This is a genomic window from Sphingomonas sanxanigenens DSM 19645 = NX02 (assembly GCF_000512205.2).
Classification (GTDB): domain Bacteria; phylum Pseudomonadota; class Alphaproteobacteria; order Sphingomonadales; family Sphingomonadaceae; genus Sphingomonas_D; species Sphingomonas_D sanxanigenens.
Map to the genome: position 1 here is coordinate 469,306 of NZ_CP006644.1, position 26,288 is coordinate 495,593.

The following is a 26,288-nucleotide window of genomic DNA, read 5'->3' on the forward strand; positions in this document are numbered from 1 at the left end:
CGATGCGAAGTCCGGCGCGCCGCAGCAACAGGCGCTTCTCCTTCCTGACAACCGGCAAGCAGCGTCATGGTCAGCACTCTTTTGTCGCATGATCGACGCAGGTGCAAAGCCGATGTTCGAGGATGGGCTTCTGCAGAATATCGGCGAACAGCGCCTGCTGTTGCTGCTGGAAATAGGCGGCGCGCTGGGTGGTAAGGAGGATAGCAGGACGATGCCATCCTGCCGCGCGCAGTGCCCGCAGCAAATCCACGCCACTCATTTCCGCCATATGATGATCGGTGATGAGGCATGTGGCCTGGAGAACGGTTGGATCCGCCAGGGCATGGGCGCAGCTGGCAAAAGCGCGTACATCGTAGCCGCGGGCTCGAAGGGTCAACTGTAGCGACCTTCGAAGCGCGCTTTCCTCTGCGACGAGCAGGATATAGGGTCGCTCCTGTTTCGTAGAGCTGATGGGATCGGGCATCGGGTAATCCTGCTGGGGTAATGAAGTCTGTCGCCAGCTTCCGTCGGGCACGAGGCGCCGTCCCTACGTAATCATCCCATTTCCGCCCGGCGTTTCCATTCGGTTCGCACCTCGACACGACGCGATAGTCCGCGAGGTCCGGAAGGATGCCATCGCTGCCGGCGACGTTATGAGGCTCGTGGGAAAGAATTTATGATTGCAGAATACGCCAACGCGGTGGCGTAGGTGAATTGTCACGCGGAAGCTCTTGGAGCCCCGACGGCGGATAACTTTGCGAAGACATATGCCCGCAATGGGCGACTGCTGACGAGTTGTTCTTGAGGGAAGATATATAGGATGAAGCGTCTCAGGCTCATACTCCATGGCAAGATCGCACAGGACGAACGGGTGCGTGCAGCTGTGCGTTCTGTTCGCCAGGATGGGCATCAAGTCAGTGTGCGCGTGACCTGGGAAGCTGGTGATGCCGCACGCTTGACGCTCGAGGCTGTGGCGGAAGCCAGGCGGGGCGAGATTGATCGGATCGTCGCGGGCGGCGGTGACGGGACTGTCGACGAGGTATTCGTGACCGCGCACCGGTCCGGGGATTTTGGCGCTTGCTCCTTCGGCATTTTGCCGCTCGGCACAGCCAATGATTTCGCCCGATCGGTCGGGCTCAGGATCGACGATATGACTGCGTGTCTGCGTCTCATCGTCAATGAGCCCGCCACGAGGATCGACCTCGGATTGTTGGGCGAGCGTCCGTTCGTCAATGTCGTCACGGGAGGTTTCGGCGCCCGGGTAACGGCAGAGACAGATCCGGCGTTGAAGAAGTCCCTCGGGGGCCTGGCTTATCTTCTGACGGGTGTGAGCCGCGCCCGCGAGTTCCAGCCATGCCGGGGTCGTTTTCGGGCCGAGGGCTTTGCTTGGGAGGGGATGTTTCTGGCACTGGCCATTGGGAATGGCCGCCAGGCCGGCGGCGGCATTCCGCTTTGCCCCGACGCGCTGATCGATGATGGCCTGCTCGAACTGCTTATCATGCCAAAGATCGATCTGACCGCCGGGCGCGAGGCCATGACGGTGCGCGCGCGTAGCCCTTGGATCGAGTTTGAGGCGGATGAAAACGTCAGCATCAGCATCGATGGGGAATCCGATCAGGTGCGAGGCTTTCGGGCCGAATGCCGGTCGAGGGCGCTGCCAGTGCATCTTGGCCATGACTTGCTGCTGACCGGCCGCGGATAGAGCGGCGTCCGATCCGATCGCACTGCCGACCGGGATCATATTCCCCGGCCGCCACCGTTGGTGGCAAACCACTGTGCTTGCCGTAGCGGCGTCTATGATGGCGACTTACGACGCCATCGTCGAATGGGTCCCGACATGGCGTGACGCGCGGGCAACGGCATCGTTCCGCGCGCTCAGGATATATGCCCGGCCGGGGCGGGGGCCGCAGGCGCCGTTTCGCATCCTCCCATACGCGCGCAGAAGCGCTTCTGGGTGTCGGCGAAAACGCCTGGCACGACATCGGCAATCGCCTGGGCAAGGGCAGGGCGCATGAGGATGCGGCCCTTCTCGAGCCATGCCCGACCGGCGCTGCTTTCGTAGAAGGCGTTGATGCCGTTCAATTCGTCGACCGTGAAGGCCGCCGCGCAACTCTCCTTCATCCGCGCCAGGACGGGCGCCTTCGCCGCTCTCATCGCCTCGGCGAAGGAGTCCCTGTAGGCTTCGACCGCCTTGGGATCGTCTGGAAAGGTGGCGGTCAGATCCTTGAAGGATGCTTGGAGCGCGCTTTGAATATTCTGATCCATTTCCTGCTCGAGGCCCGACAGGGCGACCGAGCGCGCGCACAGGGTCTGGCGTTGCGTCAGGTCGGATCGCTCGGAAGCGGCTTGCGCTGCGGCTGCCGGTGCTGGACAGAGCTGGAGCAAAGCCGTCGAGGCAAGGATGCTGGTGGCTCGTGCAAGGCGGCTCGGCGTGGATGCGGTTGTTCGTTGGTTCATCAATTCCCTCCTTCGGCGTGGGATGGCCTGCCGCTCAAAGGCTCGGCCCGAGGCTTGCCGCGGCGAGAACAGGTTGATAGTGGAAGGCATATATCGGCTCAAAATGGGCGACGAGCGCGCTTCTTCCGGCGCTGCTTGCGCGATCCGCCGAAGATCGTCAGGTGCGGCGCGTAGAGGCCGGCGATGCAGGAGAGCGCGAGAAAAACCAGCGCCACGACCATCGCGATCACCCAGAATCTGGGATCTTCGCGTGAAACGAACCAACCCGCCACGATGGCCGGAACGGCCAGAAGCAGTCTTGCCAGCCAGGCCACGATCAATCTCCTTTGATTGCGTTCGAGCATTGAAGCCAGGGCGATAACGCGGACCGAACCTGGAAACGTATAAGTAATGATACTGCCTCTCCCGTGAGCCTGCGAAGTTTCCGGTCGTCACGATGGGTTATCGTTGGAGGGCAGATCGATGTCCCGCGCTTCGCAGATGGAGCGCAAGCAGCACGAGAAACAAACCCCGGACGAAGAAGCTGAAGCCAATTGCAATCAATGCGCTGGAGGGACCCGCCAAAAGCAGACCAAGGCCAGCTATGGTGTTGAAGAGGCCCATGATCGCAACCCATCCGCGTTGATGTACCGAACGGATAGCGGTGATGATCTCCAGCATGCCGATGAAGAGCAGCAGGATAGCGACCATCCAGACGAGCGGGACGGTCTCCCGGAATGGCTCGACAAGCACGAGCGATCCAAGAAGCGCGCAGAGTGAGCCGAAAATGGCGTCCAGCCAATTGCTTTGCGATCCCGTGGTGGGAAAGGTCGTGGCGGCCGCCCCGGCACCGCCGGCGATCAGGATCATGCCAGTGAAGCGACTGCCGAGGAATTCCGTCACGCCCGGTTGGGCCAAGGCGAATGCGCCGACGATGACGAGCAGCAGCCCCGAGGCGAACGATCGGGTCCAGTCGTTGATCGCACCGCGGTGCGCCGGGTCATCCGGTGTGAGCGCTGCCAGACGCGTGTCACCCGACATTCACTGGCTCCTGCCGGCCGCAACGGGCGGTCGCGTCTGAGCGGTGCCGACCGACCAGCCGACGATCTCGATCGAGACCCGGCCGACGGCTTTGTCGAAGGCTGCCACAATTGCTGCTTTTGCGTTGAGCGTGGCCGCTTCCTCGGCAGAAAACCGACGTCTTTCGATGATCTGCCGGGTCATCGGATCGAGCAGTTCCGCGATTGCCGACACCAGAATGACGGGCGGCGTGTCTGTCTGGACGTCACGTCCATATCGCGCTTCGAAACGATCGACGTCGAGGCGCAGGACAAGCGCATCGGCCGATCCTTCTCGCAGCGTGCGGAGACGAACATGGGGGGCTTGCGTCGCGAACTGGCGTGCCAGGGCCTGGCTGAAGAGATCCGGGGCAGGGGCGGCCCAGCGGGCATCCTTGATGTACAGAACGCTGTCGCCGCGCGCGGTCAGAATCCGGTCGCCCTCGATCTCGGGGGCAAATCTGATGCGTGCCAGCGAGAGGGTGACAGGGGCGGCGTTGGCAGTCCCGGCCTGCGCGTCCTCCCGTTCGGGCACACCGAAACGAAAAAGGTTGTCAGGCTTTCCGCTGCCCAGCATGGCGCCGCATGCGGCCAGCGGCATGAGTAGCGCCAAAGCGCAATATCCGCGCCTGAGCTGGTTCTGTTTCATTGCGGTAACTCCAGTTCCTTGCCGCTATCCTTGCCGATCGCCTGTCGCGGGTTCTGGCGGATCTGCCGGACCAGCGCGTCGAGCGATTCGGCCGTTTCCTGCAGGCTTTGCATGGTGGCGTTGACGGTCGGCAGCGTTCGCGTGCCGATGGCGTCGGTCTGGCGGCCGATATCGGCGATGGTGAGCCGCGCTTCTCCAATTGCGACCTTGAGCTCCCTGGCCGCGCCGGACACTTCCGCCACCGCATTGCGGCCATCACCATCGATAATCCCCCGCGCTGAAGCGGCTGTGCGTTCGATGTCGTCGGCCGCACGATCGAGCTTGGCCAGCGTGGACGCTGCATGGCCGAACATGGCACGGTTGGCGGAGAGTTCCTGCGTCGTGAGCTTGAGATCCTGGACCATGGCGCCGATCGCATCGATATTCCGGTCGGAGAGAAGTCTGTTCACCCGCTGCAGCGCTTCGCCGGCATTCTGAACGACCTGGCCCCCGCCCTGGAGCAGGGACGAAAGCGCGTTCGGCCTGCTCTGGATCACGGGGCGCCGCTTCTGACTTGCCTTGCGCAGCAGGGGCTTTGCCGGTGTTCCCGCGCTGATCTGGACGATCGAGACGCCCGATATGCCTTGTGTCTCGGTCGATGCGAGGGAATCGGTCCTGACCGGCGTGCCTCGCGTCAGAATGATGTCCGTCACCACCCGGTTCGGATCCTCTTCATCCAGACGGATGCGTTCGATCTGTCCGACCTTGATGCCGTTGAACTGCACCTCCGCACCGACGCTCAGACCCCGGACCGGACCGTGGAAGATGATGCGATAGGGATCGTCGGATCCTCCCACGCGGTTGCCACCGAGCCAGACGACAAAAACGATCGCGGCGACGAGCAGCGCGGTCGAGATGATGCCCACAAGGGCATAGCTTGCATGGCGTTCCATCAACGATCTTTCTTGGCGTCATGCGCCGCGCGGCCGCGCGGCCCCAGAAAATAGCGCCGGATCCAGGGGTGATCGGATTGTTCGAGATCAGCGACCGGCGCGACGGCAACGACTGTCCGGTCTGCAAGGACGGCCACGCGGTCGCAGATGGCATAGAGCGTGTCGAGATCGTGCGTGATGATGAACACCGTCAGGCCCAGCGCGTCGCGCAGCGTGCGGATGAGCTCGTCGAACTCGCTGGCGCCGATCGGATCGAGCCCTGCCGTCGGCTCATCCAGGAACAGGATCGCCGGGTCGAGCGCGAGCGCACGCGCGACGCCGGCGCGCTTGCGCATCCCGCCGGAAAGCTCGGAGGGTCTGAGCGCCCCGGCGCCAGGCGGCAGTCCCGCCAGCCTGATCTTGAGACGGGCGATGTCCGCGGTGATGGGCAGGGACAGGCCGCTATGCTCGATGAGCGGGGCCTCCACATTCTCCTGGACGGTGAGGAACGAGAACAGCGCGCCCTGCTGGAACATGACGCCGACGTGGCGACCAACCCACGCCTGGGCATCTTCGTCCTCGATGTTCCGTCCGAGAATTTCTATCGTGCCGCCATCGGGCTGCTTGAGCCCGAGGATGGTGTTGAGCAACACGGATTTGCCCGAGCCCGAGCCGCCGACCACGCCCAGTATCTCGCCGCTGCGGACCTCGAGATCGAGATCCTCGTGGATGATCTTTGGTCCGAACGCCGTGCGCAGACCCCTGACGCGGATTGGCGGGGCGTCGGTGCCGGGGCCGCTCACAGATCGAGAACCATGAAGATGACCGCGAAGATCGCGTCGAACATGATGATCATGAAGATCGACTGGACGACGGCAGCGGTGACCTGTCGGCCAAGGCTCTGGACATCGCCTCCGACCATCAGGCCGTGGCGGCAACCCGCGGCGGCGATGATGATCCCCAGGAACGGCGCCTTGCTCATGCCGATCCAGAAATGGTTGATGCTGACCGTCTCGAGCGTGCGCTGGACGAAGAACAAAGGATTGATGTCGATCGTCACCCAGCTGACGAGCAGGCCACCGAGGATTCCGCCGATATCGGCGAAAAAGGTCAGAAGCGGCATCATCAGGATCGCGGCAAGCACGCGCGGAACGACGAGCGCGTCGAACCGGTCGATGCTCATGACCTGCATCGCATCGGTTTCCTGGTTCATGCGCATGGAACCCAGCTGTGCGGCAAAGGCGGAGGCGGAGCGTCCGGCAAGCAGGATGGCGGCGATGACCACGCCGAATTCGCGCAGGATCGCAACGCCGACGAGCTGCACCGTGAAGACCTCGACGCCAAGGCTGGTGAGCAGATTTGTACCGACGAGCGCAATGATGGCGCCGATGAAGAAGGTCATGATGAACACGATCGGCAGCGCATTGACGCCCGCGTCCTGCATCATGGCGACGGTCGGGGTCAGGCGCAGACGGCGGGGGTGAAAGAGCGTCCTTGCCGCCGCGACAATCAGTTGGCCGGAAAAGACCTGCATCGCATAGGCGTCGGCGCCGAGCGAGACGATCTGCCGCCCGAAACGCTCGAAGAATGCGAACAGGCCCTTCTTGCCGGTGGGCGCAGGGGGTTCGTCTTCCATCGCGGACCCGACGAGGTCGGTCAGGCGCTTCAAATCGTCACGCCCTGACGCAGAGAAATCATGACCCGCGTTCATACTGCGGAGCAGGACGAGCGTTCCGGCGGTGTCGATATGACCGAGCCGCGTGACGTCGATCCGTTCGGAGCGCGTTTCCCCCAGCGCTGCTCGCAGTCGCTCGGCCAGGTCTCCCATGGCCAGCGCGGTCCAGTCGCCGATCGCGTGGAGTGCGGCACCCTCTTCTGCGTGTTCGATGCGAAAGTCCGCCGCGCTCATCGCACCAGGGCCACCCCGATGCGCAGCCGGCTCATGCGGCGATTATAGTCGAGCAGATTCTCGCCATAGCCGACGAAGCTCTGGCCGAAGAGATAGAAGTCCGGGCCGCCACCAAGGATCCGTCGGAGCGGATAGGAGATGTCGGCGCTGACCGCACCCTTGCCACTGCGAAAGTCGAACCGGGTGGAGGTGGAGAGGCGCAGTCCTTCATCCTCCCCGACCTCCATAAACAGACCTGTGTTGCCGCGATACTGGCGAATGTCGGGATTGTCCGACCTGTCGCCGACGAACAGGGACAGGCGCGGTGCGATCGACAGCCTGTAATCGCCGCCCAACGGAATTGCTGCCATCGGCGCTACATAGATACTGTTGATGCTCCGTGAGGCGTCGCCATCCCTGCCGTTCGATTCGTGCCGGATGCCGCCCTGGGCGCTCAGCGATATGCCGTTCGACAGCGTCGCCGACGGCGTCAGGTAGAAAAGTTCGGGCTGAAAGTCGATGTTCCGGAAAGGCGAGGAATGCGCGCCCAGATCCCAGAACATGCGCTGCGTGTAGCCGAAATGCAGCCCGTCGCGCCAGGAACGTGGCAACCCTTCGGCGCGCCTGCTTCCGAACAGCTGATATTTGAAGCTGAACTGGATGCGGGCTTCGCTGTTGGTGTCGGGTCCGTAGACGGCATAGATGGGTTCATAAGCCGACAGGTTGGCGACGAACGCGTTGCCGGCGGAGCGGTCGGATGGCGGCGGCGCTGCCGTCGGCGCCCCGACCCCGTCCTGGCTCGGCGTCGGCTCTACCGCCGCCAATGCGGGAAGGGCGGACAGCGGCCGCAAGGCAATGGCGATCTTCCGCGGCGTCCATGCAGGGATCGAGATATCCGCGCCGTCGAGGGTCTCGTCGAATGCGGCGGCGGTCCGATAGCGCGCCCGCATAAAACCGCCAGCCGGAACGGTCAGGCTGTCCGGGAGATTGGTCGCGCGATCAAGCCACACGCGATCCGTTCGACCTTCCCGCTCGACGACGGCTTCGATGCGGTCGGGCAGGGCGAAGGTTTGCGCTTGGTCGCCATCGTTCAACAGTCGTAGATCGACCCACACCGCGCCATCACCATCCCGCTCGCCAGCGTCGCGAATAAGGACGTCGATTGATGGGGCAGCATGCGCCGGCGCGGCAACAGCCAAAATTGCGGCTGCCATGGTCCATTGGGGGGCGGAGAGCGTCATGCGATCAGATGCTGCCCGCCGTCGACCGGAATGATCGTACCCGTGATCCGCTTCGCCGCATCGCTGACGAGGAAGGCCGCGAGTGCGCCGACATCTTCCACATCGACTGGCCGGCCGCCGGGAACCTCCGAGGCTGCGCGTTCGAGCAACTCATCGAAACGTTCGATGCCGCTGGCCGCGCGCGTCGCGATCGGCCCTGGCGATATGGCATGGGCGCGTATGCCCCTGGGACCGAGTTCGGCCGCGACATAGCGCGTGGCGCTTTCGAGCGCGGCCTTGACCGGCCCCATCAGATTATAATGCTCAACCACGCGCTCGGACCCGTAGAAGGTGACGCAGAGAAGGCAGCCGCCATCGGCCATCAGTGGTTCTGCGAGCTTCGCCATGCGCAGGAAGCTGTGGCAGGAGACATCCATCGCCACAGCAAAGCCCTCGGCCGAAGAATCGACGACCCTGCCGTGCAGATCTTCCCTGGGCGCGAAGGCGATGGAATGGAGCAGGAAATCAAGTCCGCCCCATTTGCGCGTCACCTCGTCGAACAGGGCCTCGAGCTGCCCCGGCTCGCGGACGTCGCACGGCGCGAGCCATTCCGCGCCGAGACGCTGTGCGACGGGCTCGACCCAGCCTTTCGCCTTCTCGTTCAGATAGGTCGCCGCAAGCCGCGCTCCGCATTGTGCAAAGGCTGCGGCACAACCCGCCGCAATGCTCTGTTCGTTCGCGATGCCGATCACCAGGCCGCGCTTGCCTTCCAGATCCACGAGCGGCTTCATTCTGCTTTCTCCACGATCTTGAGGGTATGCAGCGCGATCATGCGCTCCTCGTCGGTCGCAATGACATAGGCTTTGACCTTGCTGTCAGGCAGGCTGATCAAAGGCCCGTTGCCGGCATTGGCGATCTCGTCGATCTCCAGCCCCAGCCATTCGAGCCGGCGGCAAATGCGACTGCGCATGGCGGCATCATTCTCGCCGATGCCGGCAGTGAAGACGATCCCGTCCAGCCCGCCAAGCGAGGATGCAAGCGCGCCGGCCTCCCTGCCAGCCCTCCAGGCGAAAAGGTCCATCGCCTCTTCAGCTTCTGCTGTGCCGGCTTCGGCGAGCGTACGCATGTCGCTCGACAGCCCCGAAACGCCGAGCAGCCCGGATCTCTTGTAGAGCAGCTCCTCGACCTGGGCGGCGCTCATGCCCATCTGGCTTTGCAGATGCAGCACGGCGCCTGGATCGAGGCTGCCGCAGCGCGTGCCCATCATCAGCCCGTCAAGCGCGGTAAACCCCATGGTGGTGTCGATGCTTCGCCCGGCGTCCATGGCGCAAAGGCTGGCGCCATTGCCCAGATGCGCGGCAATGACCCGGCCGGATGCAAGCGCGGGGTCGATCTCGGCCAACCGCCGGGCAATATATTCATAGGACAGGCCGTGAAAGCCATAACGGCGCACGCCCTGATCGTGCAGCGCGCGCGGGATTGCGAGACGCGCAGCGAGGGCGGGCTTGTCGCGGTGGAAGGCCGTGTCAAAGCAGGCCACCTGCGGCAGATCGGGGGAAAGCGCCGCGATGGCGCGGATCGCAGCAAGATTATGAGGCTGATGGAGCGGCGCAAGCGGGCAGAGGGCCTCCAGCGCGTCGAGCAGGTCCGGTTCGATAAGCCTGGGCGCGGCGAATTCGGTGCCGCCATGCACGACCCGATGCCCGATCGCGATGATCTCCCGGCCTTCCAGCGGATACTCGGCAGCCCAGGCGAAAAGGTCGGCCAGCAGATCGGCATGGCTGAGCGACGCGCCGTCCGGCCAGTCCCGTTCGAGCAGGATCGCCCCCTCGACAGACCTGACCTTCAGGCTCGGCGCAATGCCGATCTTCTCGATCTTGCCGCCCGCCGAGAACTGCAGCGCTCCTTGCGTATCGAGCACGAACAGCGAGAATTTGATGCTGGAGGAGCCCGAATTAAGGCTGACGACCGCCTTCATGCCGGCGCGCTTTCAGGGAGACCTGGCGCGGCCTTGGTCGCCGCCCGGGCCATCAGCACCGCCACGGCGCAGGAGGCGAGTCGCGTGCGCAGGCTGTCGGCGCGGCTCGTCAGGATGATCGGCACGCGCGCGCCCAGTACGATGCCCGCCGCGTCCGCGCCGCCAAGGAAGGTGAGCTGCTTGGCGAGCATGTTGCCCGCTTCGAGATTGGGGACGACAAGAATTTCGGCTTTGCCGGCGACCGGGGAGACAATCCCCTTCTCGCGCGCCGCTGCCGCGCTGATCGCGTTGTCGAAGGCGAGAGGGCCGTCGAGCAGGCCACCGGTGATCTGACCACGATCGGCCATCTTGCACAGGGCGGCCGCCTCGAGCGTGGAGGGCATGTCGGGATTGACGGTCTCGACCGCTGCAAGGATCGCGACTTTGGGTTCTTCGATGCCGATCACATGGGCAAGGTCGATCGCGTTGCGGATGATGTCGGCCTTTTCAGTGAGCGTCGGCGCGATGTTGATCGCCGCGTCGGTGATGATGAGCGGCGTCGGATGGTCGGGCACGTCCATCACATAGGCGTGGCTGATCCTGCGCTCTGTTCGCAGACCCGTTGCGGACGGGACCACCGCCCCCATCAGTTCGTCGGTGTGCAGCGAGCCTTTCATGAGGAGCTTAGCTTCGCCCGAGCGGATCAGCACGACGGCCTTTGCCGCCGCGTCATGGCTGTGGTCGGCGTCGACAAGGCGGAAGCGCGCGATATCCTTGCCTGCTTCCTGCGCCGCCTTTCGGATCCTGGCTTCAGGCCCGACAAGGATGGGCGTGATCAGCTTTGCTTCTGCCGCCTCGACAACCGCCAAAATGGCGGCCGGGCTGCAGGGATGGGCCACAGCGGTGCTCTCGGGCGTGCCGCTCGACGTCAGCTCGATCAGACGCCGATAGCCGTCATGATCGCGAAGCTGCACCTCGGGGAGAGTAGCGCGGGGGCGACGCACCTTTTCGGTCGGCGCCTTCACCTCCGCCTGGCCTGAGATGACGACGTCCCCTTCCTGATTGGCGCAGCGGCAGTCGAACAGCACGATGCGATGTTCGGCCCGCTTTTCCGCGACCGTCACCGACGCGGTGATAGTGTCGCCGAGGCCCACCGGATGTGAAAAGCGCAACGACTGGCTGAGATATATCGCGCCGGGGCCGGGCAGTTCGGTGCCCAGCACGGCGGAGATCAGCCCGCCGCCCCACATGCCATGCGCGATGACCCGCCGGAACAGGTCCGTCGCCGCATAGTCGGCGTCGAGATGGGCCGGATTGACGTCGCCCGACACGAGCGCGAAGAGCTGGATGTCGCGCTCGCCCAGGGTGCGCACGATGCTCGCCGTCTCGCCGACCTCGATTTCGTCGAACGTTCGATTCTCGATCATGCCCGCGTCGCTCATCGTTCAGCGCTCCAGAACATAGTGACCGGGCGCATCCGCGATCGGGGCATAGCCCTTGTCGGGGGCGCCTAGCGGCGGGGGCGCAACCGGGTTTCCCGAATGGCGGGCAAGCCATTCGCCCCATTCGATCCACCAGCTGCCGTCTTTGCGCTCGGCGCGTTCCTGCCATTCCTCCGGATCATAAGCGAGACCTTCCGCCTCCCGCGTCTTCACCTTGAAGCGGCGGCCTTTATGGCCGGGTTCGGAGACGATGCCGGCATTGTGGCCGCCGCTCGTCAGCACGAAAGTGATTTCCGCATCGGTCAGAAGATGGATCTTGTGAACCGAGCGCCAGGGCGCGACATGGTCGCGCTCGGTGCCGACCACGAACAGGGGCTTGCGGATCGAGGAGAGCGCGATGCTCTTGCCGCCGGCTTTGTATTTGCCCTCGGCGAGATCGTCGTCGAGATAGAGGCGCCGCAGATACTGGCTGTGCATGGCGTAGGGCATGCGCGTGCCATCGGCGTTCCACGCCATGAGGTCGTTCAGCGATTCGCGCTCGCCCATGAGATAGGTGCCGAGCACGCGCGACCAGACGAGGTCGTTCGATCGCAATATCTGGAATGCGCCGCCCATCTGGCTGCCGTCGAGATAGCCGCGGCTCCACATCATCTTCTCGAGCAGGTTGAGCTGTCCCTCGTCGATGAAGAGGCCAAGCTCGCCCGGCTCGCTGAATTCGGTCTGGGTCGCCAGCAGCGTGGCGCTGGCGATCCGCTCGTCGCCGTCGCGCGCCATTGCGGCGAGCGCGATCGAGAGCAGGGTGCCGCCGATGCAATAGCCGACCGCATGGACAGACGATGCGCCGGTGATCGCCGTGACCGCGTCGAGCGCGGCCATCGGCCCCATCAGTCGGTAATTCTCCATGTCGAGATCGCGGTCCTGTGTCCCCGGATTGTGCCAGGAGATCATGAACACGGTATAGCCCTGGCTGGTCAGCCAATTGACCATCGAGTTCTCGGGCGAGAGGTCGAGAATATAATATTTCATGATCCAGGCCGGGACGATCAGGATCGGTTCCGGGCGCACCTGATCGGTCGTCGGTTCATACTGGATCAGTTCGATAAGCTGGTTTCGATAGACGACCTTGCCCTTGGCCGTCGCTACCGTGTCGCCGACCCGGAAATACTCGACACCAACGGGAGGCAGGCCGCGCACCAGATGCTCCATGTCCTCCATGAGATGCTGGAAGCCGTCGACGAGGCATTTGCCGCCGGTCTCGATGATCCGCTGCTGAAGCAGGGGATTGGTCGCCAGAAAATTGGTCGGCGCGACCATGTCGAGCATCTGCCGTGCGGTGAACTGAACCATATGCTCATAATGGCCGTTGACGCCGCCCACGCCCGTCGTCGCGGCATGCCACCATTGCTGATGGAGGAGGAAAGCCTGCGAGAGGATGTTGAAAGGCGGCTTTCGCCAGGCGGGATCGGAGAAACGGCGGTCCTGCGGCAGCGGCTCGATGGCGAGCGCCGCATCGCTGTCGGACGCGCTGCGCGCCGCATAATCGAAGAGGCGCATATGCTTGCGGCCCATCTTCGCGGCCAGCTGCAACTGCTTGCCCGGTGACAGCGCGAGGTGGAGGGCCCAGTTCGAGAAGGCCTCGTATAGGGTTGCGGGCGAGAGGCCGAGGGTCACCTGTGCGATCGCGCCGCCCGCGGCGTTGTCCAGCGTCTGCGCGATCCCGTCGAGCGGGTCGGGCGGCGATGTCGGGGTGTCAGCGCTCATGATGGGTCCTTCTCGTTCGGAACAGGTTCGGGCTAAGCTCGTGATAGCCTGGTGATTGTCGATGTCTTGGTTCGCCGGGCCTTCCATGTCTGGCGCAACCATCGGTAAGAGTGCAGAGGCTGCCCGGGCGGCATGTCCTGTCGATGGCCGGCGTCACTCCTCGAAATCCTCACCCAGATAGAGCCGCCGCACGTCGGGATCGTGAAGGACAGCTTGCGGCGCGCCGGCGAAGAGGAGCCTGCCGGCATGGATGACATAGGCGATCAACCAGTTCGAGCATTTCGTGGACATTGTGATCGGTGATGAGAATGCCCACCCCGCGCTGCTTGAGCTGGCGTACCATCGCCTTGATGTCGGCGATCGACATGGGATCGATCCCAGCGAAGGGTTCGTCGAGCAGGATGACCTTCGGGTCGGCCGCCATGGCGCGCGCGATCTCGCAGCGCCGGCGCTCGCCGCCCGAAAGGGCGGGGGCGGGCAAGGCACGCAGCCTTGTGATGCCGAAATCGCCGAGCAGCTCGTCCAGCCTGCGGTCGATGGCGTCGTTGTCGCGCAGGCGCAGTTCGAGCACAGCGCGGATATTCTCCTCGACGCTCATGCCCCGAAAGATCGAGGCTTCCTGCGGAAGATAACCAAGGCCGCGCTTGCCACGCCCATCCATGGGCAGGGCTGTCACATCCTCGCCGCCGAGCAGTATCTGTCCTCCGTCGAGGCGGTTGATGCCCATGATGCCGTAGAAGCAGACGGTCTTGCCCGCACCGTTGGGCCCGAGTAGGCCCACCACCTCGCCCGCCGCGACATCGAGCGAGACGCCGTCCAGGACCTTGCGCGATCCGAACGATTTCTCGAGCCGCCTTACCGAGAGCGCGAAGGTGACCGCAGGCTTGGGTCCGCCGCCGCCCGGACGCGCGGCGTCGGGATCGTGCGCCTGGCCTGATCCCGACCCACTGTCGAGCGACGGAGCCTCGTCGAACATCCTCAGATCTCCGACGGGGGTAGCGTCACCGCGGGGAGCCTCGTTAGGCCGCCCCCCGGCATCAGATGGTCTCCACCGCGAGCGCGACGCCCTGGCCGCCGCCGATGCACAGGGTGACAAGGCCGCGCTTCAGTCCCTCGCGTTTCAGGGCATGCAGCAGGCGGGTGGTCAGCACAGCGCCGGTCGCGCCGATCGGATGGCCATGGGCGATGGCGCCGCCCTCGACATTGACGATGTCCTCGGCGACCCCGAGCTCGTGCGTGACGGCGATCGCGATCGCGGCGAACGCCTCGTTGATTTCGACGCGCTCGAGATCGGAGACCGACCAGCCCGCGCGGTCCAGCGCCTGCCGGACGGCGGGAACCGGGCCCAGGCCGAAAAGGCCGGGCGCCACCGCGCCGACGCCGAAGGCGACGAGACGGCCCAGGGGCGTGACGCCGTTGCGGTCGGCCCAGTCCTCGCTCGCGACGATCATCGCCGCAGCACCACTGTTGAGGCCCGGCGCATTGCCTGCCGTGATCGTGCCTTCGGGGCGGAAGGCGGGTTTCAGTTTTGCGAGGCTTTCGAGGCTCGTGTCGGGCCGGTTCTGCTCGTCCTTGCCGAAAATGATGGGACCCTTGCGCGAAGGGATTTCGACCGCGACGATCTCCTCTTCGAAGCGGCCGGCGGCCTGGGCCGCGCTGAAATTCTGCTGCGAGCGGACCGCCCAGGCATCCTGCGCATCGCGCGTAATCTGGAACTTGCTGACCAGATCCTCGGTGACCCAGCCGGAATGCTGGTTGCAGAAGGCGTCATTGAGACCGTCATGGAGCATGGCGTCGACGAGCTTGCCGTCGCCCATGCGGTAGCCCCAGCGCCCTTTCTCGATGACGTAGGGCGCCTGATCCATATTCTCCATGCCCCCCGCGACGACAGCATGGCTGAAGCCGAGCATGATCTCCTGCGCGGCCGAGGCAATCGCCTGCGCGCCCGAGCCACAGACACGGTTGACCGTGAGGGCCGGTACTCTGTCGGGAAGCTTGGCGCCGATGGCGGCCTGGCGCGCCGGGTTCATCTTCGCGCCGGCCTGGACCACCTGGCCCAGGACGACGGCATCGATGGCATCAAGGCCGACGCCGGCGCGTTTTACGGTCTCGGCGATCGCGATGCTGCCAAGAGCCGGCGCGGCCATCTCCTTGAGGGTCCCGCCATAGGCGCCGATCGGGGTCCGGACAGGCGCGCACAGAACGACATTGCTGCTCATGGGAATTCCTTTCCTTGGGCCCTTAGGCCAGATATTTGCCGCCGTTGACCGAGAGGGTCGCGCCGGTCACGAAACCCGCCTCATCCTCGACCAGGAAGAGGACGGCGCGCGCGATCTCTTGCGGGGTGCCGAGACGTCCGACCGGCACACCGGCCAGTACGGCCTTGAGCGCCTCTTCGGGCACGGCGGCGACCATGACCGTATCGGTATAGCCCGGCGCGATCGCATTGGCGGTGATGTTGCGCGACGCGCCCTCGAGCGCGAGCGCCTTGGTGAAGCCGATCACGCCGGCCTTGGCCGCGGCGTAGTTGGTCTGGCCGAACTGGCCCGAGAGGCCGTTCACCGAACTGATATTGACGATGCGGCCGAATCGCCGCTCGCGCATGCTCTCGATCACGGCGCGGCACATGTTGAAGCATCCGCCAAGGTCCACGTCGATGACGCTGCGCCACTGCTCCTCGGTCATCTTGTGGAGCGTGCCGTCTCGGGTGATGCCGGCATTGTTGACGAGAATGTCGATCGGACCGATATCCGCGACGACTTTTGCGACGCCCTCCTGGCTTGCCGTGAAGTCCGCCACATTCCAGCTATAGGCCGGGATGGATGTATCTTTCACGAACTGCTCGGCTTCCTCGTCATTGCCATAATAGTTGACGGCGACGAGATAGCCTTTCTCCTTGAGGAGCCTGGCGGTCGCGGCGCCGATGCCGCTGACGCCGCCGGTGACGAGCGCGATTCTGGCCATGATCATTGTCCTTGAAGCTGGAAAGAGAGGCGGGTCATTGCGCGAGATAGCCGCCGTCGACGGGATAGTAGCTGCCGGTCATGAACGAGGCGCGATCTGACAGCAGGAAGGAGACGAGCCCGGCAACCTCTTCGGGCTGGCCCAGGCGTCCTACCGGATGGTGCGCGATCATCTCGTAGGGCGGGTGGCCGTCGGTCGTGGCATCGACCATCGGCGTGTGGATGAAGGCAGGCCCCACCGCATTGATACGAATATTCTGCTGGGCATATTCAAGCGCGGCGGTGCGGGTCATGCCGATCACGGCATGTTTGGCTGCCGCGTAGCTGATTGATCCGGGCGCCCCGACCGATCCGTAGATCGAACTCATGTTGACGATCGTACCGCCGCCGCCCGCCAGCATCGCGGGGATCTGGTAGCGCATGCCGTAGAAAACGCCGTCGAGATCGACGCTGATGACCCGGCGCCATTCATCCAGATCATATTCCCCGGTCGGCTTGGTGACGGAGCCCACGCCCGCGTTGTTCACCGCGGCGTCGAGCCGTCCGAAGCTCTTCAGGGTGAAAGCCACCAGCGCTTCGACTTCGGCCGCCTCGGCGACGTTGACCCGCAGCGCCTTTGCGCGGTCCGGACCGATCTCGTGCGCAAGGGCGTGGGCCTTGTCCTCGTCGATATCGGCAAGCACGAGCCGCGCGCCGGACGCTGCAAGTTCGCGGGCGATCGCCTCTCCCAATCCCATGGCGGCGCCTGTTACGATTGCGACCTTGTCCTCGAAATCGGGCATGCATGTCTCCGGCTTTTGCGAGCCACCGGCCAGAAAAAGGGACCCGCATAGCGGGCACGGACACACTCCTGGCCGGGAGTCTTACCGCGCGCATTTCGCGCAACCTCTCCGGATGCCCCGCTTTCTCACGGTCGAAACGGCGTGGCGCTTCTTTCGCCGTGAACCCGGCGGCGCGCCATCAGTAACTATACTTATAAGTTTCGTATTCCGGTCGTCAAACCGCTTGTGGACCGCCTCCCGCCGATTGACCCGTGCCCGGGAGCAGGCGGGCAGCTCAGTCCGTCCCCGGTCTGGTAGGGGGGCGTTAGCTGAAGGGGGCGAAATCCTGCGCTCTCATGACTGCCATCCGAGACGCTAGCCGAGTTTACGCCTTCGCTGGCCGCGAGACCAGCGGTTACATTGACCTTGGCGGGTGTGCCGCGGACGCCTGATCGACGACGATTGATCATGCTCTCATCCGCGGGTTGGTTACCGCACTACCCGTATCCGTCGCTGGGCCTATCCTCCGTCTAAGTTCGGGCGTCGGACGAACCTGCCCCACCGTACACCTTGGATTGCCCATCACAGTCGGGTGCCCGCGGCACGCCGGCCAAGGCTATGAGTTGGTGTGCTGGCGCCTCCTTTCTCGATCGTTGTGCCCCGATCAGCCAGCCACGACCGGTGACACCCGCCTTGCGATGTCCCAAGCATAGCCGACGAGTTCACGCGCGATCGCAGTCGTCACCTTGGGCTGCGGCTTGCCGGTGGCGGCCAGTCGACGGTAACGCTGGCACAGGCGAACCTGCGCTTTCCACCCGATCGCCTGGATTTCCTCTGGCAGGTCGATGACCCGCTCACGGTAGCGTCGCTCCTCGCGTGCGGGCAGTCGATACGACCAGCCAGCCTCGATCAGCATGGTCCGTGCCTGCGCGTTGCCCGCGCGCGTGACCCGGCCCCGTTTAGTCCGGGCACCGCTGGAGTGCTCGGACGGCACCAGGCCGACATACGCCATCAACTGCTTGGGATTGTCGAAGCGGGTGAGATCCCCGACCTCGGCCACCAACGTCGCGGCGCTGACCAGCCTGATACCGCGCAGCACCTGCAGATTGCGGACCAGTGGCGCGAAACACCATGAATCCACCGCTTCGGCCAGCGCCGCCTCCAGCCTTCCAACCCGCGCCTGCGCTTCCAGCACCCGCTTCTGCATCTCCTCGAATGCCAGTTGCTGATGGGGAAAATCGAACCGCTGCTCGGACAACCACCGCCAATACATTTTCGTCCAGGCCGCCTTGCCGCTGAAACGACGATCATGCCGCAGCAGGAAGCTGCGCACCGTCTGCTTGGCCCCGATGGCATCGTCCTGTGCGCTACGTCGCGCGCGGATGAGATCGCGTACCGCCTCGTGCGCTTCATCCGGCACCCAGATCGCGGTGAGTTCGCCGGCACGTAACAACCGCGCCAGCGTCATCGCGTCACGCCGGTCCGTTTTCACATGGTCGCCTGGGCGTCGCGGCATCATTGAAGGGGCGATGACGATGCAATCCTGCCCCAGCTTCGTCAGCAGCCGATGCAAGCCATAGCCACAGGGGCCAGCCTCATAGCAGACGTTCAACGTCACGCCCGGTCCCATCAGCCGCTTGACCAGCTTTCTAATCGCATCATCCTCGTTCGCGACCGTGCCAACGAAACGTACCTCTCCTCCGCGCTCTCCATCGGCAACCGCGACCGCGATGGTTTCCTTATGAACGTCCAGACCAACGTATTTCACCGCCTCCGTCATGACTCGTCTCCGCTGCTGACAAATCCATAGTCAGCATCTCAGATGCGAGCCTCCGAGGCTCCGGCAGTCATGGGGTCTAAGCGCGCAACAGTCTCCTGGACGTCGGAATTCACCTGATTTTCGGTGCTGACTGCCCTGCAGTGGACGTGGTCGGTCGATATTATGAGGCTAACCATCGCTCGCTGTTGGGCGACGTCGCACATTTTCTGCATATTGAATTTTGATTATCGGGAGAACCATATGAGGTGTCTTGCCACAAGCAGCGCGGTGAGCGCCGCTCTGCTTCTTTTCAATCAGTCGGCACAGGCTCAATATGCGCCCGTCGATCCAATGCCGATGGGGCAAACGGCGACCAGTACGATGGCGAATAAACTGTCTGGCGACATCGCCAACGGGAACTCGCGGTCCAATTCGGTATCGGCCCGATGTCTTGCTGATTCTGGTCCGGGACCGGAGAGGCGCGCGATGGAAGCCGAATATAAGCGCCGGTTAGCTGCAAAGGGAACCGCGAATGCGAATGCATGGCGGGCCGAACATGGTCGCCGCTATCGTGCGGCTCTCGTTGCAGCAGGGAAGTGCAAATAGTTAACCGAGTTTGCCTGCTATTCCGGTAGGCGGCAATCACATGTTTTCCGACAGGGTAGCATCGCAACCAGGCTACGCCTCGACAACCATGGTTGATTTTGCACGACAAACCCTGTCGCTTTGATCTAGTGCGCGACAACATCAATTTCAGGGTTTGTCGCACATGCTCATCGGGTACATGCGTGTCTCATCGGTCGATGACCGTCAGTCGGTTGACCTTCAACGCGATGCCCTCCTCGCCGCAGGTGTCGATGAGCGCCATCTCTATTCCGACAAGGCATCGGGCGCCCGGGATGATCGTCCCGGCCTGAAGGCTTGTGACCTGCCCCCCGAAGGATCCCTCATTCTGATGTAGAGTCTGCCCACGAGAAGGAGCAGACGCATGAGGAAGAGCCGTTTTACCGAGGCGCAGATCATCGGGATGATCAAGGAACAGGAGGCCGGACTTCCGACGGTGGAGGTTTGCCGCAAGCACGGCCTGAGCACGGCGACCTTTTACAAGCTGAAGGCGAAGTACGGTGGCATGGAGGTATCGGACGCCCACCGGTTGCGGCAGTTGGAGGACGAAAACGGCAAGCTGAAGCGGCTCCTGGCCGACAGCATGCTGGACAACGCGATCCTGAAGGACCTGCTGGGAAAAGGCTGACGACGCCGGGCCAGCGGCGCGACGTGGCGCTCGGCGTGATGCGGGACTACCAGGTCTCACAGCGTCGGGCCTGCGTGCTGATTGGCGTCGATCCCAAGACGGTCAGGCGCGAACGCCCGCCGGACCACGGAGCGATCCGCGAAGCCATGCGGGAGATCGCAGGGCAGCGCCGTCGGTTCGGCTATCGCCGGATCGGCGTCATGCTGGAGCGCAAGGGCATGAGCATGAACCACAAGAAGCTCTACCGGCTATATCGGGAAGAAGGCTTGTCTATACGCCGACGACGCGGCCGCAAGCGCGCCCGAGGCAGCCGGACGCCGGTGCCGGGAGCACTTCGTCCTGGTGACCGCTGGTCGATGGACTTTGTCGCCGATACGTTTGGTGCGTCGCGCAAGTTCAGGATTCTGGCGATCAACGATGATTGCTGCCGGGAGAACCTGTGCTTGGCCGCGGACACCAGCATCTCGGGAGCTCGGGTGGCGCGCGAACTGGATGCGCTGGTTCGCCTGCACGGGAAACCTGCTTGCATTGTCAGTGACAATGGCACTGAATTTACGAGCCGGGCGATCCTGCAATGGGCCAGCCAGAACAAGGTTGAGTGGCATTACATCGATCCCGGTAAGCCCCAGCAGAACGGCTTCATCGAGAGCTTCAACGGCTCATTGCGCGATGAGCTGCTCAACGAGGAGCTGTTCGACAGCTTGGCTGACGCCCGCCGGAAGCTGGCCATCTGGCGCTACGACTACAACCATGTTCGCCCCCACTCATCGTTGGGAAATCGAACGCCTGCACAAGCGCGTCGGACGTTCGTGCAGGACGATAGCATCACGCCCGGCGCGCTTGTGCAGGCGAGCATACCGGAATATTCAACCGCAAGACTCTCGTTATGATCGAGGGACCGCCGGGGGGCAGGTCACTTGCCTCGAATTCCTGAAGGCCGGCGACACCTTGGTCGTTTGGAAACTCGACCGTCTCGGGCGATCATTGACCAATCTTCTGGCGATCATAACCGATCTGAAAAATCGAGGTGTGGCCTTCCGATCGCTAACGGAGCAGATGGACACAAGCACGCCCCATGGTGAATTGCTGTTTTCGCTCTTCGGCGCGCTCGCCCAATATGAACGCGCGCTCACGCGTGAGCGGGTGATGGCAGGCTTGGTCGCAGCTCGACGACGGGGCCGGCGCGGGGGCCGGCCGCCCAGCATTGACGCGGAAACGATCGAGCAGATCACGGCAGCCCTCGATGCCGGCGCAAGCAAGGCGTCGGTGTGCCGATCATTCAAGGTGCCGCGATCGACCCTCATCGGCACGCTCGATCGCATTGGCTGGACGGGACCGGTCAAGGCCTGACCCGATACCCCGCCGCTCTGTTCTGACCGAGGCGCAACACGCCGAGTTGTTCGCCTTGCCGGAGAGCGAGCCAGATCTGGTGCGATACTGGACGCTCAGTTCCGCAGATCTGCGCGTCTTCACGAGCCGGAGGCGTCCCCACAACCGCCTCGGTTTTGCGCTGCAGCTCTGCGCCTTGCGATATCCTGGCCGATTGCTGAAACCCGGCGAATTCATCCCTGATGCTCCTCTCAGGTTCGTCGGGGATCAGCTCGGCGTCGAGCCGGACGCGCTTGCCGATTATGCCACGCGTGGTCCCACCCGGTATGAGCAACTCGATACGCTGCGCGAGGTATTCGGTTTCCGGCAATTGAGCCGTCCGATCCATGCAGAACTGCAGGCTTGGCTCTTGCCGATCGCACTGACCATGACCGGTGGAATCGATCTCGCGCGGATCCTGATGGAAGAATTCCGCCGCCGGCAGATAATCGTGCCCGGTATCACGTCCCTGGAACGCATGGTGAGCAAAGCTCTGTTAGATGCCGAGCGGAACGTGGGCAACCTGCTGACGGGAAGTCTGACTTCAGTGCAATGCGGCCTGCTGGACTCGCTGCTGCTGCAGCACAATGCAGGCCGCATCAGCATTCTTGCCTGGATCCGCCAACCACCCGGTAGACCGGGACGACGTGCCTTCGCGGAAATTCTCGAGCGATTGTCCACATTGCGGGCAATCGGCTTGGAGCCTGTCCTGCTCATCGCCTGGTTGATGCCGATCGTGACGCTGGGCCTGGCGCTGCTGCTCCTCGGGATCGTCATCGCGCTGGGCCGCACCGCCTGGCCACGCTGGTTCGCAGCGCTGGCCAATCCCGTCTCGCTGGTCGCGATCGGCATGCTGATCGCGCGCATCCTGCCCGAGCCGGCGCACACCTGGCTTGACGGCGCCGCGTTCAACCTCGGCTGGCTCGTTGTCTATGCCGTCTCGACGGCGCTGCTCTGGAATGGTGGCCGTTCGCCGGTCGCATCACGGGACGAAGCAGCATGACCGAAGCTGCGACAGCGACAGGCGACGAACAAGTGGGGGAGGAAGCATCAGGCGCTTTCAGCATGAAGCCACTGATGTTCGAGACCTTCGTCTGCTCGATGGCGATGATGTCGTTCGTGGCGCTCGCGGGCCCCATCGCGCGCGTGCTTGGCCTCGAGCCATGGCAGGTCGGCGGGGCGATGACCGCGTCGGGCATCGCCTGGATGATCATGGCGCGGTTCTGGGGCGGCCTTAGCGATCGGCGCGGCGCTCGTCGCTTGACGGCTTAATTGGATCGGGGGCGCCGCGATCAAGCGTTACCGCTCGGTTAGAGAATGGGATGACCAAATTATCGCTGCAACTTTGCCATCGCTTCCACTTCGATGGTTGTAAGCTCGTCGATTGTCAGGTCGAGCGCAGAGCGCTGCGTCTTCAAGTCGACCAACCTTTCCCGGATGCGGGCAATCAATCGCTCCATTTGCTCCTTATGCTCGGGATCGGCATCGTAGAGATCGAGAAACTCCTTGATTTCCTTGATGGAGAAGCCAAGGCGTTTGCCGCGCAAAATCAGCTGTATGCGTCCGATCTCACGCCTGGAATATGCCCGGGTGCTGCCTACCCGTTGAGGGGCGATGAGCCCCTCCTTTTCGTAGAAGCGTAGCGTGCGAAGTGTCAGTCCGAGTTCCTGAGCGACATCCTGGATGCCGTACACTTGTAAATCCGCATCCTTTGCGCGGGTTCTCCCCTTGTGCGTGGGGTTGTCGCGACCCGCGTCCTTAAGCGTTTCATCGTCCTCGGCGAGGTGGAGCGAGTTCCCCATGCCATCCACTCCCTGTCCTCCAATCACGGCTACCCTACCACTCAAGCGCATAAGCTTTGTAGCTTGACAGGGGATAGAGGCTCAGGCGAGCTTTTTGTTCTCCTCTTCGATCAAATCCTTCTTCGAAAGTTTGCCGATCAGCGTTTTGGGCAGGCTGTCCCGGAATTCGAAAGCCTTGGGTAACTCGATCTTGCTGAGGCGATCCTGCAAAAAAATCTTGAGTTCATCGACGGTCAGGTTTGCCCCCTCGTGCAGTGCGACGAACAACTTGGGAGATTGACCTCTGTAGGCATCGGGTATCGCGATTGCGATCGCCTCCTTTACCGCCGGGTGTTGGTAGGCCGCATCCTCGATGATCCGGGGATATACATTATATCCGCCACAGAAGATGATGTCCTTGATGCGGTCGACGAGGAAGAGATAGCCATCCTCATCAAAATAGCCGATATCGCCGGTTCGTAGCGCGCCATCGACGAAGACAGCACTGGTCTCTGCAGGGCGCTGCCAATAGCCCTTCATCACCTGAGGGCCGCGGGCGCACACTTCTCCGCGTTCTCCCTGGGGAAGAACCCGCGAGGGATTCTCCGGATCGCGGATCTCGATGATGGTGCCGGGGAAACTTGGGCCGCAGCTATTATCCTTCACCGTCCCGAACAACGGGTTGCAGGCGATGATTGGGGCGGTTTCGGAGAGCCCATATCCTTCCACGACCCTGGCACGCGTGCGTGCCTCGAACTCCTCGCGTACCTCGAGCGGGAGCGGAGCGCCGCCGGATATACAGGCGCGCACGGCCGAGAGATCGGGTATCTCGTCGTCCGGAAGCGCGTTCAGGGCAACATAGATGGTAGGGACGCCGAAGAACTGTGTCGGTGGCTTGCGCTTCATCGTCCTGAGAACCTGCTTCATCTCAAACCGCGGCAGCAGGACGATTTCGGCGCCGATTTCGACCGAGAAGTTGAGCACCGTCGTGAGTGCGAAGACGTGAAACATGGGCAGGACGCCGAGAGTTCTCTCCTGCTGCGGGCGAAGTCCTCCCACATGCACCACCATCTGGGCGCTGTTCGCCGTGAGGTTGGCATGGGTCAGCATTGCGCCCTTGGGCACGCCGGTTGTGCCTCCGGTATATTGAAGGACCGCGACATCATCAGGGTGACGTTCGACCGCGTCAGGTTCGGCATCATGGGCGAGAAGCGCCTTGAGGCGGACATGAAGGCCTTCGTCGAGTATCCGCGCGTGGTCTTTTCGCTTGAATAGCGCAAAGCCCAGGCCTTGCAGCCAGGGCAGCATATCCCTCATGCCGCACAACACGATCTTGTCCAGCCCGGCACGTGGCGCGACGGCTTGCACTTTCTCGTGGATTATCCGGACGTCCGGTACCGCCATCATGCGCGTTCCCGAGTCCCGGATCTGATGCTCCAGTTCGCGCTCCGTGTAGAGCGGGTTGAAGTTGACCACGATCGCACCCACGCGCAGCGCGGCGAAGTACAATATCACGAAATAGGGGCAGTTCGGCAGGCACAGGCCGAACCGATCGCCCTTGCGCAGCCCCTGATCCTGCAATCCACGTGCTGCACGACGAACGAGTTGCCCCACCTGCGCATAAGTCCAGGTTCGCCCGAGAAAGTCGATGGCGACGCGTTCGGGATAAAGGTTCAACGCATTGTCGAGGAGGTCGGTCAGGAGCCGTGGCGGAATTGCCGGTTCCGGTATCGACGGGAAGGCGCTGATGGCGGGCTGGGGCATGGCGATCTCCAGCATCAGAAGTGGAAACGTCCGCCGAGCGACAGCACGACGGCGTGCGCGTCCTCGAGCTTGCCGTCCATCAGGATCGGCGTCTGCACGGCCGTGCCGGCATAGGCCGCTGTCGTGCGATCAATAGTCGTATCCTTGAACGTGATATACGCTGCGCCCGCATCGAGCGTGAACCGGGAAGACACGGCATAGCTTGTGCCGGCAGCGAAATTCCACCGGTTGCTGTCGGGCACTCGAGCGTCCCGATTGCCGTTGCGCGTCGGGGTCTGGGCGTGTTGAACGCCGGCACGAACGGTCCAGGCCGGTGTGACCGCATAATCGATGCCGCCTGCGAAGCTCCACGTGTCCCGGTAATTTTCCGGGATTGAAACGTTGAGCGGCGCGCCGAGCCGGATAGCGTCGAATTTCGACCAACCCATGCGGGTCACCTGACCGTTGAGGGTGACCTTGGGCGACACCGCCACGCGCGCTCCGAAGATCGCCTGCCAGGGGGTCTCGAACGTGGCGTTTGCATTCACTACGCTGTTTTGCCCGGCGAGCGGACCAAGAAGACCGGTCGTCGTCACCGAACCATCGAGATTATGCTTCACGCTCGACTTGTAGCTGGCGCCCAGTTGCACGGGGCCGGCGCGATATTGCAGCCCGGCCGACCAGCCCAGATCCCAACCATTGCCTTTCAGCTCCTGGTGGCCGTCGGCGAGAAGAGGCGATAGGTTCGGCAGATAGTTGGACAATGATGCGTCTGCATATTCGATATTGAGCGCGGCGCCGATGCTGAGATTTGGCGTAACGAGGTAGGCGATCGATGGCTGGATGTCGTATGTTCGCAGCTTGGTCTTGTCGGCGCTATACCGTGCCCAGCTGTCGGCATCATAATTGGTTGTGAAGCTATAAGGGGAGGCGACGGTCAGCCCCAAAGCGAGCCGTGATGTCAGGCCGACGGCTATCGCGCCGGAGGGTAGTACGCCATTATTGATCGGATCACGAGAGCGTTGGCTCCCGCCTACAGCCGCAGCCGACTGCCCGGGACGGACAATGAGCGTGTTGACATTGTCAACCGACCCTTTGGGAAGGATTATGCTTACGGCCTGGTGGGCATCGACTCCTTCCATGCCTGCGATCGCAGCGGGATTCCACCAGAGGGACTGTACGCCCTGGTCGGCGACCTCGCCCGAAAAGGCTCGTCCGGCACCTCTGGACGATTGTTCCTGAAGGTAAAAGGCCTGCGCGCTCGCGGCTTGCGGCGCGAGCAATCCAGCCGCCAGGGCCGATGTTGCGATCCCAACTTTCCAATTTTTGCCTGCCACGCCCGTCTCCCCTTTCGTGATTG

24 protein-coding genes and 3 pseudogenes are annotated in these 26,288 nt (G+C 63.3%); 6 read left to right on the forward strand and 21 right to left on the reverse strand.

Features of this window, described 5'->3' with window-relative positions; all coding sequences use genetic code 11:
* Window positions 1-70: 70 nt before the first annotated feature.
* Complete coding sequence (locus NX02_RS31180) at window positions 71-463, reverse strand: response regulator (protein WP_084717586.1); 393 nt, start codon at window positions 461-463, stop codon at window positions 71-73.
* A gap of 336 nt (window positions 464-799) precedes the next feature.
* Here NX02_RS31180 and yegS point away from each other — a divergent pair, with 336 nt between their 5' ends.
* Window positions 800-1,681 carry a lipid kinase YegS gene (yegS, locus tag NX02_RS02095; RefSeq protein ID WP_025290567.1) on the forward strand — a complete coding sequence of 294 codons (882 nt, stop codon included), beginning with the start codon at window positions 800-802 and terminating at the stop codon, window positions 1,679-1,681.
* Window positions 1,682-1,854: 173 nt separating this feature from the next.
* Here the strand turns inward: yegS and NX02_RS02100 are convergent, their stop codons facing one another.
* The 17 genes and pseudogenes from NX02_RS02100 to NX02_RS02180 all read right to left on the reverse strand — a co-directional run bounded on the left by NX02_RS02100 (window position 1,855) and on the right by NX02_RS02180 (window position 18,805).
* Complete coding sequence (locus NX02_RS02100) at window positions 1,855-2,526, reverse strand: DUF2059 domain-containing protein (RefSeq protein WP_084717587.1); 672 nt, start codon at window positions 2,524-2,526, stop codon at window positions 1,855-1,857.
* Between the two features lie 8 nt (window positions 2,527-2,534).
* A complete protein-coding gene (locus NX02_RS02105; protein WP_025290569.1) occupies window positions 2,535-2,750 on the reverse strand; it encodes a hypothetical protein in 216 nt (71 codons plus the stop codon).
* Between the two features lie 127 nt (window positions 2,751-2,877).
* On the reverse strand, window positions 2,878-3,456 hold the full coding sequence (locus NX02_RS02110) for an HdeD family acid-resistance protein (RefSeq protein WP_025290570.1): 579 nt from the start codon (window positions 3,454-3,456) through the stop codon (window positions 2,878-2,880).
* Entirely contained in the window at window positions 3,457-4,122 is a 666-nt protein-coding gene (locus tag NX02_RS02115; protein WP_084717588.1) for an ABC-type transport auxiliary lipoprotein family protein, read from the reverse strand.
* Window positions 4,119-5,054 carry an MlaD family protein gene (locus tag NX02_RS02120; RefSeq protein WP_025290572.1) on the reverse strand — a complete coding sequence of 312 codons (936 nt, stop codon included), beginning with the start codon at window positions 5,052-5,054 and terminating at the stop codon, window positions 4,119-4,121. The genes NX02_RS02115 and NX02_RS02120 overlap by 4 nt, the downstream gene beginning before the upstream one ends.
* Window positions 5,054-5,836, reverse strand: a complete 783-nt coding sequence (locus NX02_RS02125; protein ID WP_025290573.1) for an ABC transporter ATP-binding protein — start codon at window positions 5,834-5,836, stop codon at window positions 5,054-5,056. Before NX02_RS02125 ends, NX02_RS02120 begins: the two co-directional genes overlap by 1 nt.
* Window positions 5,833-6,942 (reverse strand): MlaE family ABC transporter permease, encoded by a 1,110-nt coding sequence (locus tag NX02_RS02130; RefSeq protein ID WP_025290574.1) that lies wholly within the window; start codon window positions 6,940-6,942, stop codon window positions 5,833-5,835. Before NX02_RS02130 ends, NX02_RS02125 begins: the two co-directional genes overlap by 4 nt.
* Entirely contained in the window at window positions 6,939-8,162 is a 1,224-nt protein-coding gene (locus tag NX02_RS02135; protein ID WP_025290575.1) for a phospholipase A, read from the reverse strand. The genes NX02_RS02130 and NX02_RS02135 overlap by 4 nt, the downstream gene beginning before the upstream one ends.
* The gene (gene fabI / locus NX02_RS02140; protein ID WP_025290576.1) at window positions 8,159-8,932 is read right to left on the reverse strand and encodes an enoyl-ACP reductase FabI; all 774 of its coding nucleotides are present in this window, start codon (window positions 8,930-8,932) and stop codon (window positions 8,159-8,161) included. Before fabI ends, NX02_RS02135 begins: the two co-directional genes overlap by 4 nt.
* A complete protein-coding gene (locus NX02_RS02145) occupies window positions 8,929-10,119 on the reverse strand; it encodes an acetate/propionate family kinase (protein WP_025290577.1) in 1,191 nt (396 codons plus the stop codon). Before NX02_RS02145 ends, fabI begins: the two co-directional genes overlap by 4 nt.
* Entirely contained in the window at window positions 10,116-11,540 is a 1,425-nt protein-coding gene (locus tag NX02_RS02150; protein ID WP_025290578.1) for a bifunctional enoyl-CoA hydratase/phosphate acetyltransferase, read from the reverse strand. Before NX02_RS02150 ends, NX02_RS02145 begins: the two co-directional genes overlap by 4 nt.
* Window positions 11,541-11,543: 3 nt before the next feature.
* Window positions 11,544-13,301, reverse strand: a complete 1,758-nt coding sequence (locus tag NX02_RS02155; RefSeq protein ID WP_047099718.1) for a PHA/PHB synthase family protein — start codon at window positions 13,299-13,301, stop codon at window positions 11,544-11,546.
* A 153-nt stretch (window positions 13,302-13,454) separates the two neighbouring features.
* A pseudogene (gene lptB, locus NX02_RS02160) lies at window positions 13,455-14,277 on the reverse strand (LPS export ABC transporter ATP-binding protein).
* A 61-nt stretch (window positions 14,278-14,338) separates the two neighbouring features.
* Window positions 14,339-15,520 carry an acetyl-CoA C-acetyltransferase gene (locus tag NX02_RS02165; RefSeq protein WP_025290580.1) on the reverse strand — a complete coding sequence of 394 codons (1,182 nt, stop codon included), beginning with the start codon at window positions 15,518-15,520 and terminating at the stop codon, window positions 14,339-14,341.
* Between the two features lie 22 nt (window positions 15,521-15,542).
* Entirely contained in the window at window positions 15,543-16,265 is a 723-nt protein-coding gene (gene phbB / locus NX02_RS02170) for an acetoacetyl-CoA reductase (protein WP_025290581.1), read from the reverse strand.
* 34 nt (window positions 16,266-16,299) lie between these two features.
* Window positions 16,300-17,046 carry an SDR family NAD(P)-dependent oxidoreductase gene (locus tag NX02_RS02175; RefSeq protein WP_025290582.1) on the reverse strand — a complete coding sequence of 249 codons (747 nt, stop codon included), beginning with the start codon at window positions 17,044-17,046 and terminating at the stop codon, window positions 16,300-16,302.
* 643 nt (window positions 17,047-17,689) lie between these two features.
* On the reverse strand, window positions 17,690-18,805 hold the full coding sequence (locus NX02_RS02180; RefSeq protein ID WP_025290559.1) for an IS110 family RNA-guided transposase: 1,116 nt from the start codon (window positions 18,803-18,805) through the stop codon (window positions 17,690-17,692).
* 748 nt (window positions 18,806-19,553) lie between these two features.
* Between NX02_RS02180 and NX02_RS02185 the strand changes: the two are divergent.
* The 5 genes and pseudogenes from NX02_RS02185 to NX02_RS02215 all read left to right on the forward strand — a co-directional run.
* Window positions 19,554-19,709: pseudogene (locus NX02_RS02185) on the forward strand (recombinase family protein); the annotation flags it as partial.
* 63 nt (window positions 19,710-19,772) lie between these two features.
* A protein-coding gene (locus NX02_RS33465; protein ID WP_235209564.1) for an IS3 family transposase occupies window positions 19,773-20,926 on the forward strand; the annotation gives its coding sequence in 2 pieces (ribosomal slippage) (window positions 19,773-20,031 and window positions 20,031-20,926; 1,155 coding nt in all).
* Window positions 20,877-21,386: a recombinase family protein gene (locus NX02_RS33215; protein ID WP_025290585.1), complete on the forward strand. Its 510-nt coding sequence runs from the start codon at window positions 20,877-20,879 to the stop codon at window positions 21,384-21,386. Before NX02_RS33465 ends, NX02_RS33215 begins: the two co-directional genes overlap by 50 nt.
* A 4-nt stretch (window positions 21,387-21,390) precedes the next feature.
* A pseudogene (locus NX02_RS31185) lies at window positions 21,391-22,122 on the forward strand (DUF4158 domain-containing protein); the annotation flags it as partial.
* 281 nt (window positions 22,123-22,403) lie between these two features.
* Complete coding sequence (locus NX02_RS02215; protein ID WP_017503288.1) at window positions 22,404-22,676, forward strand: hypothetical protein; 273 nt, start codon at window positions 22,404-22,406, stop codon at window positions 22,674-22,676.
* Between the two features lie 59 nt (window positions 22,677-22,735).
* Here NX02_RS02215 and NX02_RS02220 read toward each other — a convergent pair whose 3' ends face one another.
* The 3 genes from NX02_RS02220 to NX02_RS02230 all read right to left on the reverse strand — a co-directional run bounded on the left by NX02_RS02220 (window position 22,736) and on the right by NX02_RS02230 (window position 26,265).
* A complete protein-coding gene (locus NX02_RS02220) occupies window positions 22,736-23,206 on the reverse strand; it encodes a MerR family transcriptional regulator (protein ID WP_004206963.1) in 471 nt (156 codons plus the stop codon).
* An 81-nt stretch (window positions 23,207-23,287) separates the two neighbouring features.
* Complete coding sequence (locus NX02_RS02225; RefSeq protein WP_025290588.1) at window positions 23,288-24,964, reverse strand: long-chain-fatty-acid--CoA ligase; 1,677 nt, start codon at window positions 24,962-24,964, stop codon at window positions 23,288-23,290.
* Window positions 24,964-26,265 carry an OmpP1/FadL family transporter gene (locus NX02_RS02230; protein WP_025290589.1) on the reverse strand — a complete coding sequence of 434 codons (1,302 nt, stop codon included), beginning with the start codon at window positions 26,263-26,265 and terminating at the stop codon, window positions 24,964-24,966. The genes NX02_RS02225 and NX02_RS02230 overlap by 1 nt, the downstream gene beginning before the upstream one ends.
* Between the last annotated feature and the right edge of the window lie 23 nt (window positions 26,266-26,288).

What these genes read in the sequence shown, in the direction of transcription:
- phbB (WP_025290581.1), bottom strand. Translation starts at nt 16,265, where the DNA reads ATGGCCAGAATCGCGCTCGTCACCGGCGGCGTCAGCGGCATCGGCGCC.
- NX02_RS31180 (WP_084717586.1), bottom strand. Translation starts at nt 463, where the DNA reads ATGCCCGATCCCATCAGCTCTACGAAACAGGAGCGACCCTATATCCTG.
- NX02_RS02215 (WP_017503288.1), top strand. Translation starts at nt 22,404, where the DNA reads ATGACCGAAGCTGCGACAGCGACAGGCGACGAACAAGTGGGGGAGGAA.
- NX02_RS02115 (WP_084717588.1), bottom strand. Translation starts at nt 4,122, where the DNA reads ATGAAACAGAACCAGCTCAGGCGCGGATATTGCGCTTTGGCGCTACTC.
- NX02_RS02145 (WP_025290577.1), bottom strand. Translation starts at nt 10,119, where the DNA reads ATGAAGGCGGTCGTCAGCCTTAATTCGGGCTCCTCCAGCATCAAATTC.
- NX02_RS02130 (WP_025290574.1), bottom strand. Translation starts at nt 6,942, where the DNA reads ATGAGCGCGGCGGACTTTCGCATCGAACACGCAGAAGAGGGTGCCGCA.
- NX02_RS02220 (WP_004206963.1), bottom strand. Translation starts at nt 23,206, where the DNA reads ATGGGGAACTCGCTCCACCTCGCCGAGGACGATGAAACGCTTAAGGAC.
- NX02_RS02155 (WP_047099718.1), bottom strand. Translation starts at nt 13,301, where the DNA reads ATGAGCGCTGACACCCCGACATCGCCGCCCGACCCGCTCGACGGGATC.
- NX02_RS02165 (WP_025290580.1), bottom strand. Translation starts at nt 15,520, where the DNA reads ATGAGCAGCAATGTCGTTCTGTGCGCGCCTGTCCGGACCCCGATCGGC.
- yegS (WP_025290567.1), top strand. Translation starts at nt 800, where the DNA reads ATGAAGCGTCTCAGGCTCATACTCCATGGCAAGATCGCACAGGACGAA.
- NX02_RS02150 (WP_025290578.1), bottom strand. Translation starts at nt 11,540, where the DNA reads ATGAGCGACGCGGGCATGATCGAGAATCGAACGTTCGACGAAATCGAG.
- NX02_RS02225 (WP_025290588.1), bottom strand. Translation starts at nt 24,964, where the DNA reads ATGCTGGAGATCGCCATGCCCCAGCCCGCCATCAGCGCCTTCCCGTCG.
- NX02_RS02110 (WP_025290570.1), bottom strand. Translation starts at nt 3,456, where the DNA reads ATGTCGGGTGACACGCGTCTGGCAGCGCTCACACCGGATGACCCGGCG.
- fabI (WP_025290576.1), bottom strand. Translation starts at nt 8,932, where the DNA reads ATGAAGCCGCTCGTGGATCTGGAAGGCAAGCGCGGCCTGGTGATCGGC.
- NX02_RS02100 (WP_084717587.1), bottom strand. Translation starts at nt 2,526, where the DNA reads ATGCCTTCCACTATCAACCTGTTCTCGCCGCGGCAAGCCTCGGGCCGA.
- NX02_RS02135 (WP_025290575.1), bottom strand. Translation starts at nt 8,162, where the DNA reads ATGACGCTCTCCGCCCCCCAATGGACCATGGCAGCCGCAATTTTGGCT.
- NX02_RS02175 (WP_025290582.1), bottom strand. Translation starts at nt 17,046, where the DNA reads ATGCCCGATTTCGAGGACAAGGTCGCAATCGTAACAGGCGCCGCCATG.
- NX02_RS02120 (WP_025290572.1), bottom strand. Translation starts at nt 5,054, where the DNA reads ATGGAACGCCATGCAAGCTATGCCCTTGTGGGCATCATCTCGACCGCG.
- NX02_RS02180 (WP_025290559.1), bottom strand. Translation starts at nt 18,805, where the DNA reads ATGACGGAGGCGGTGAAATACGTTGGTCTGGACGTTCATAAGGAAACC.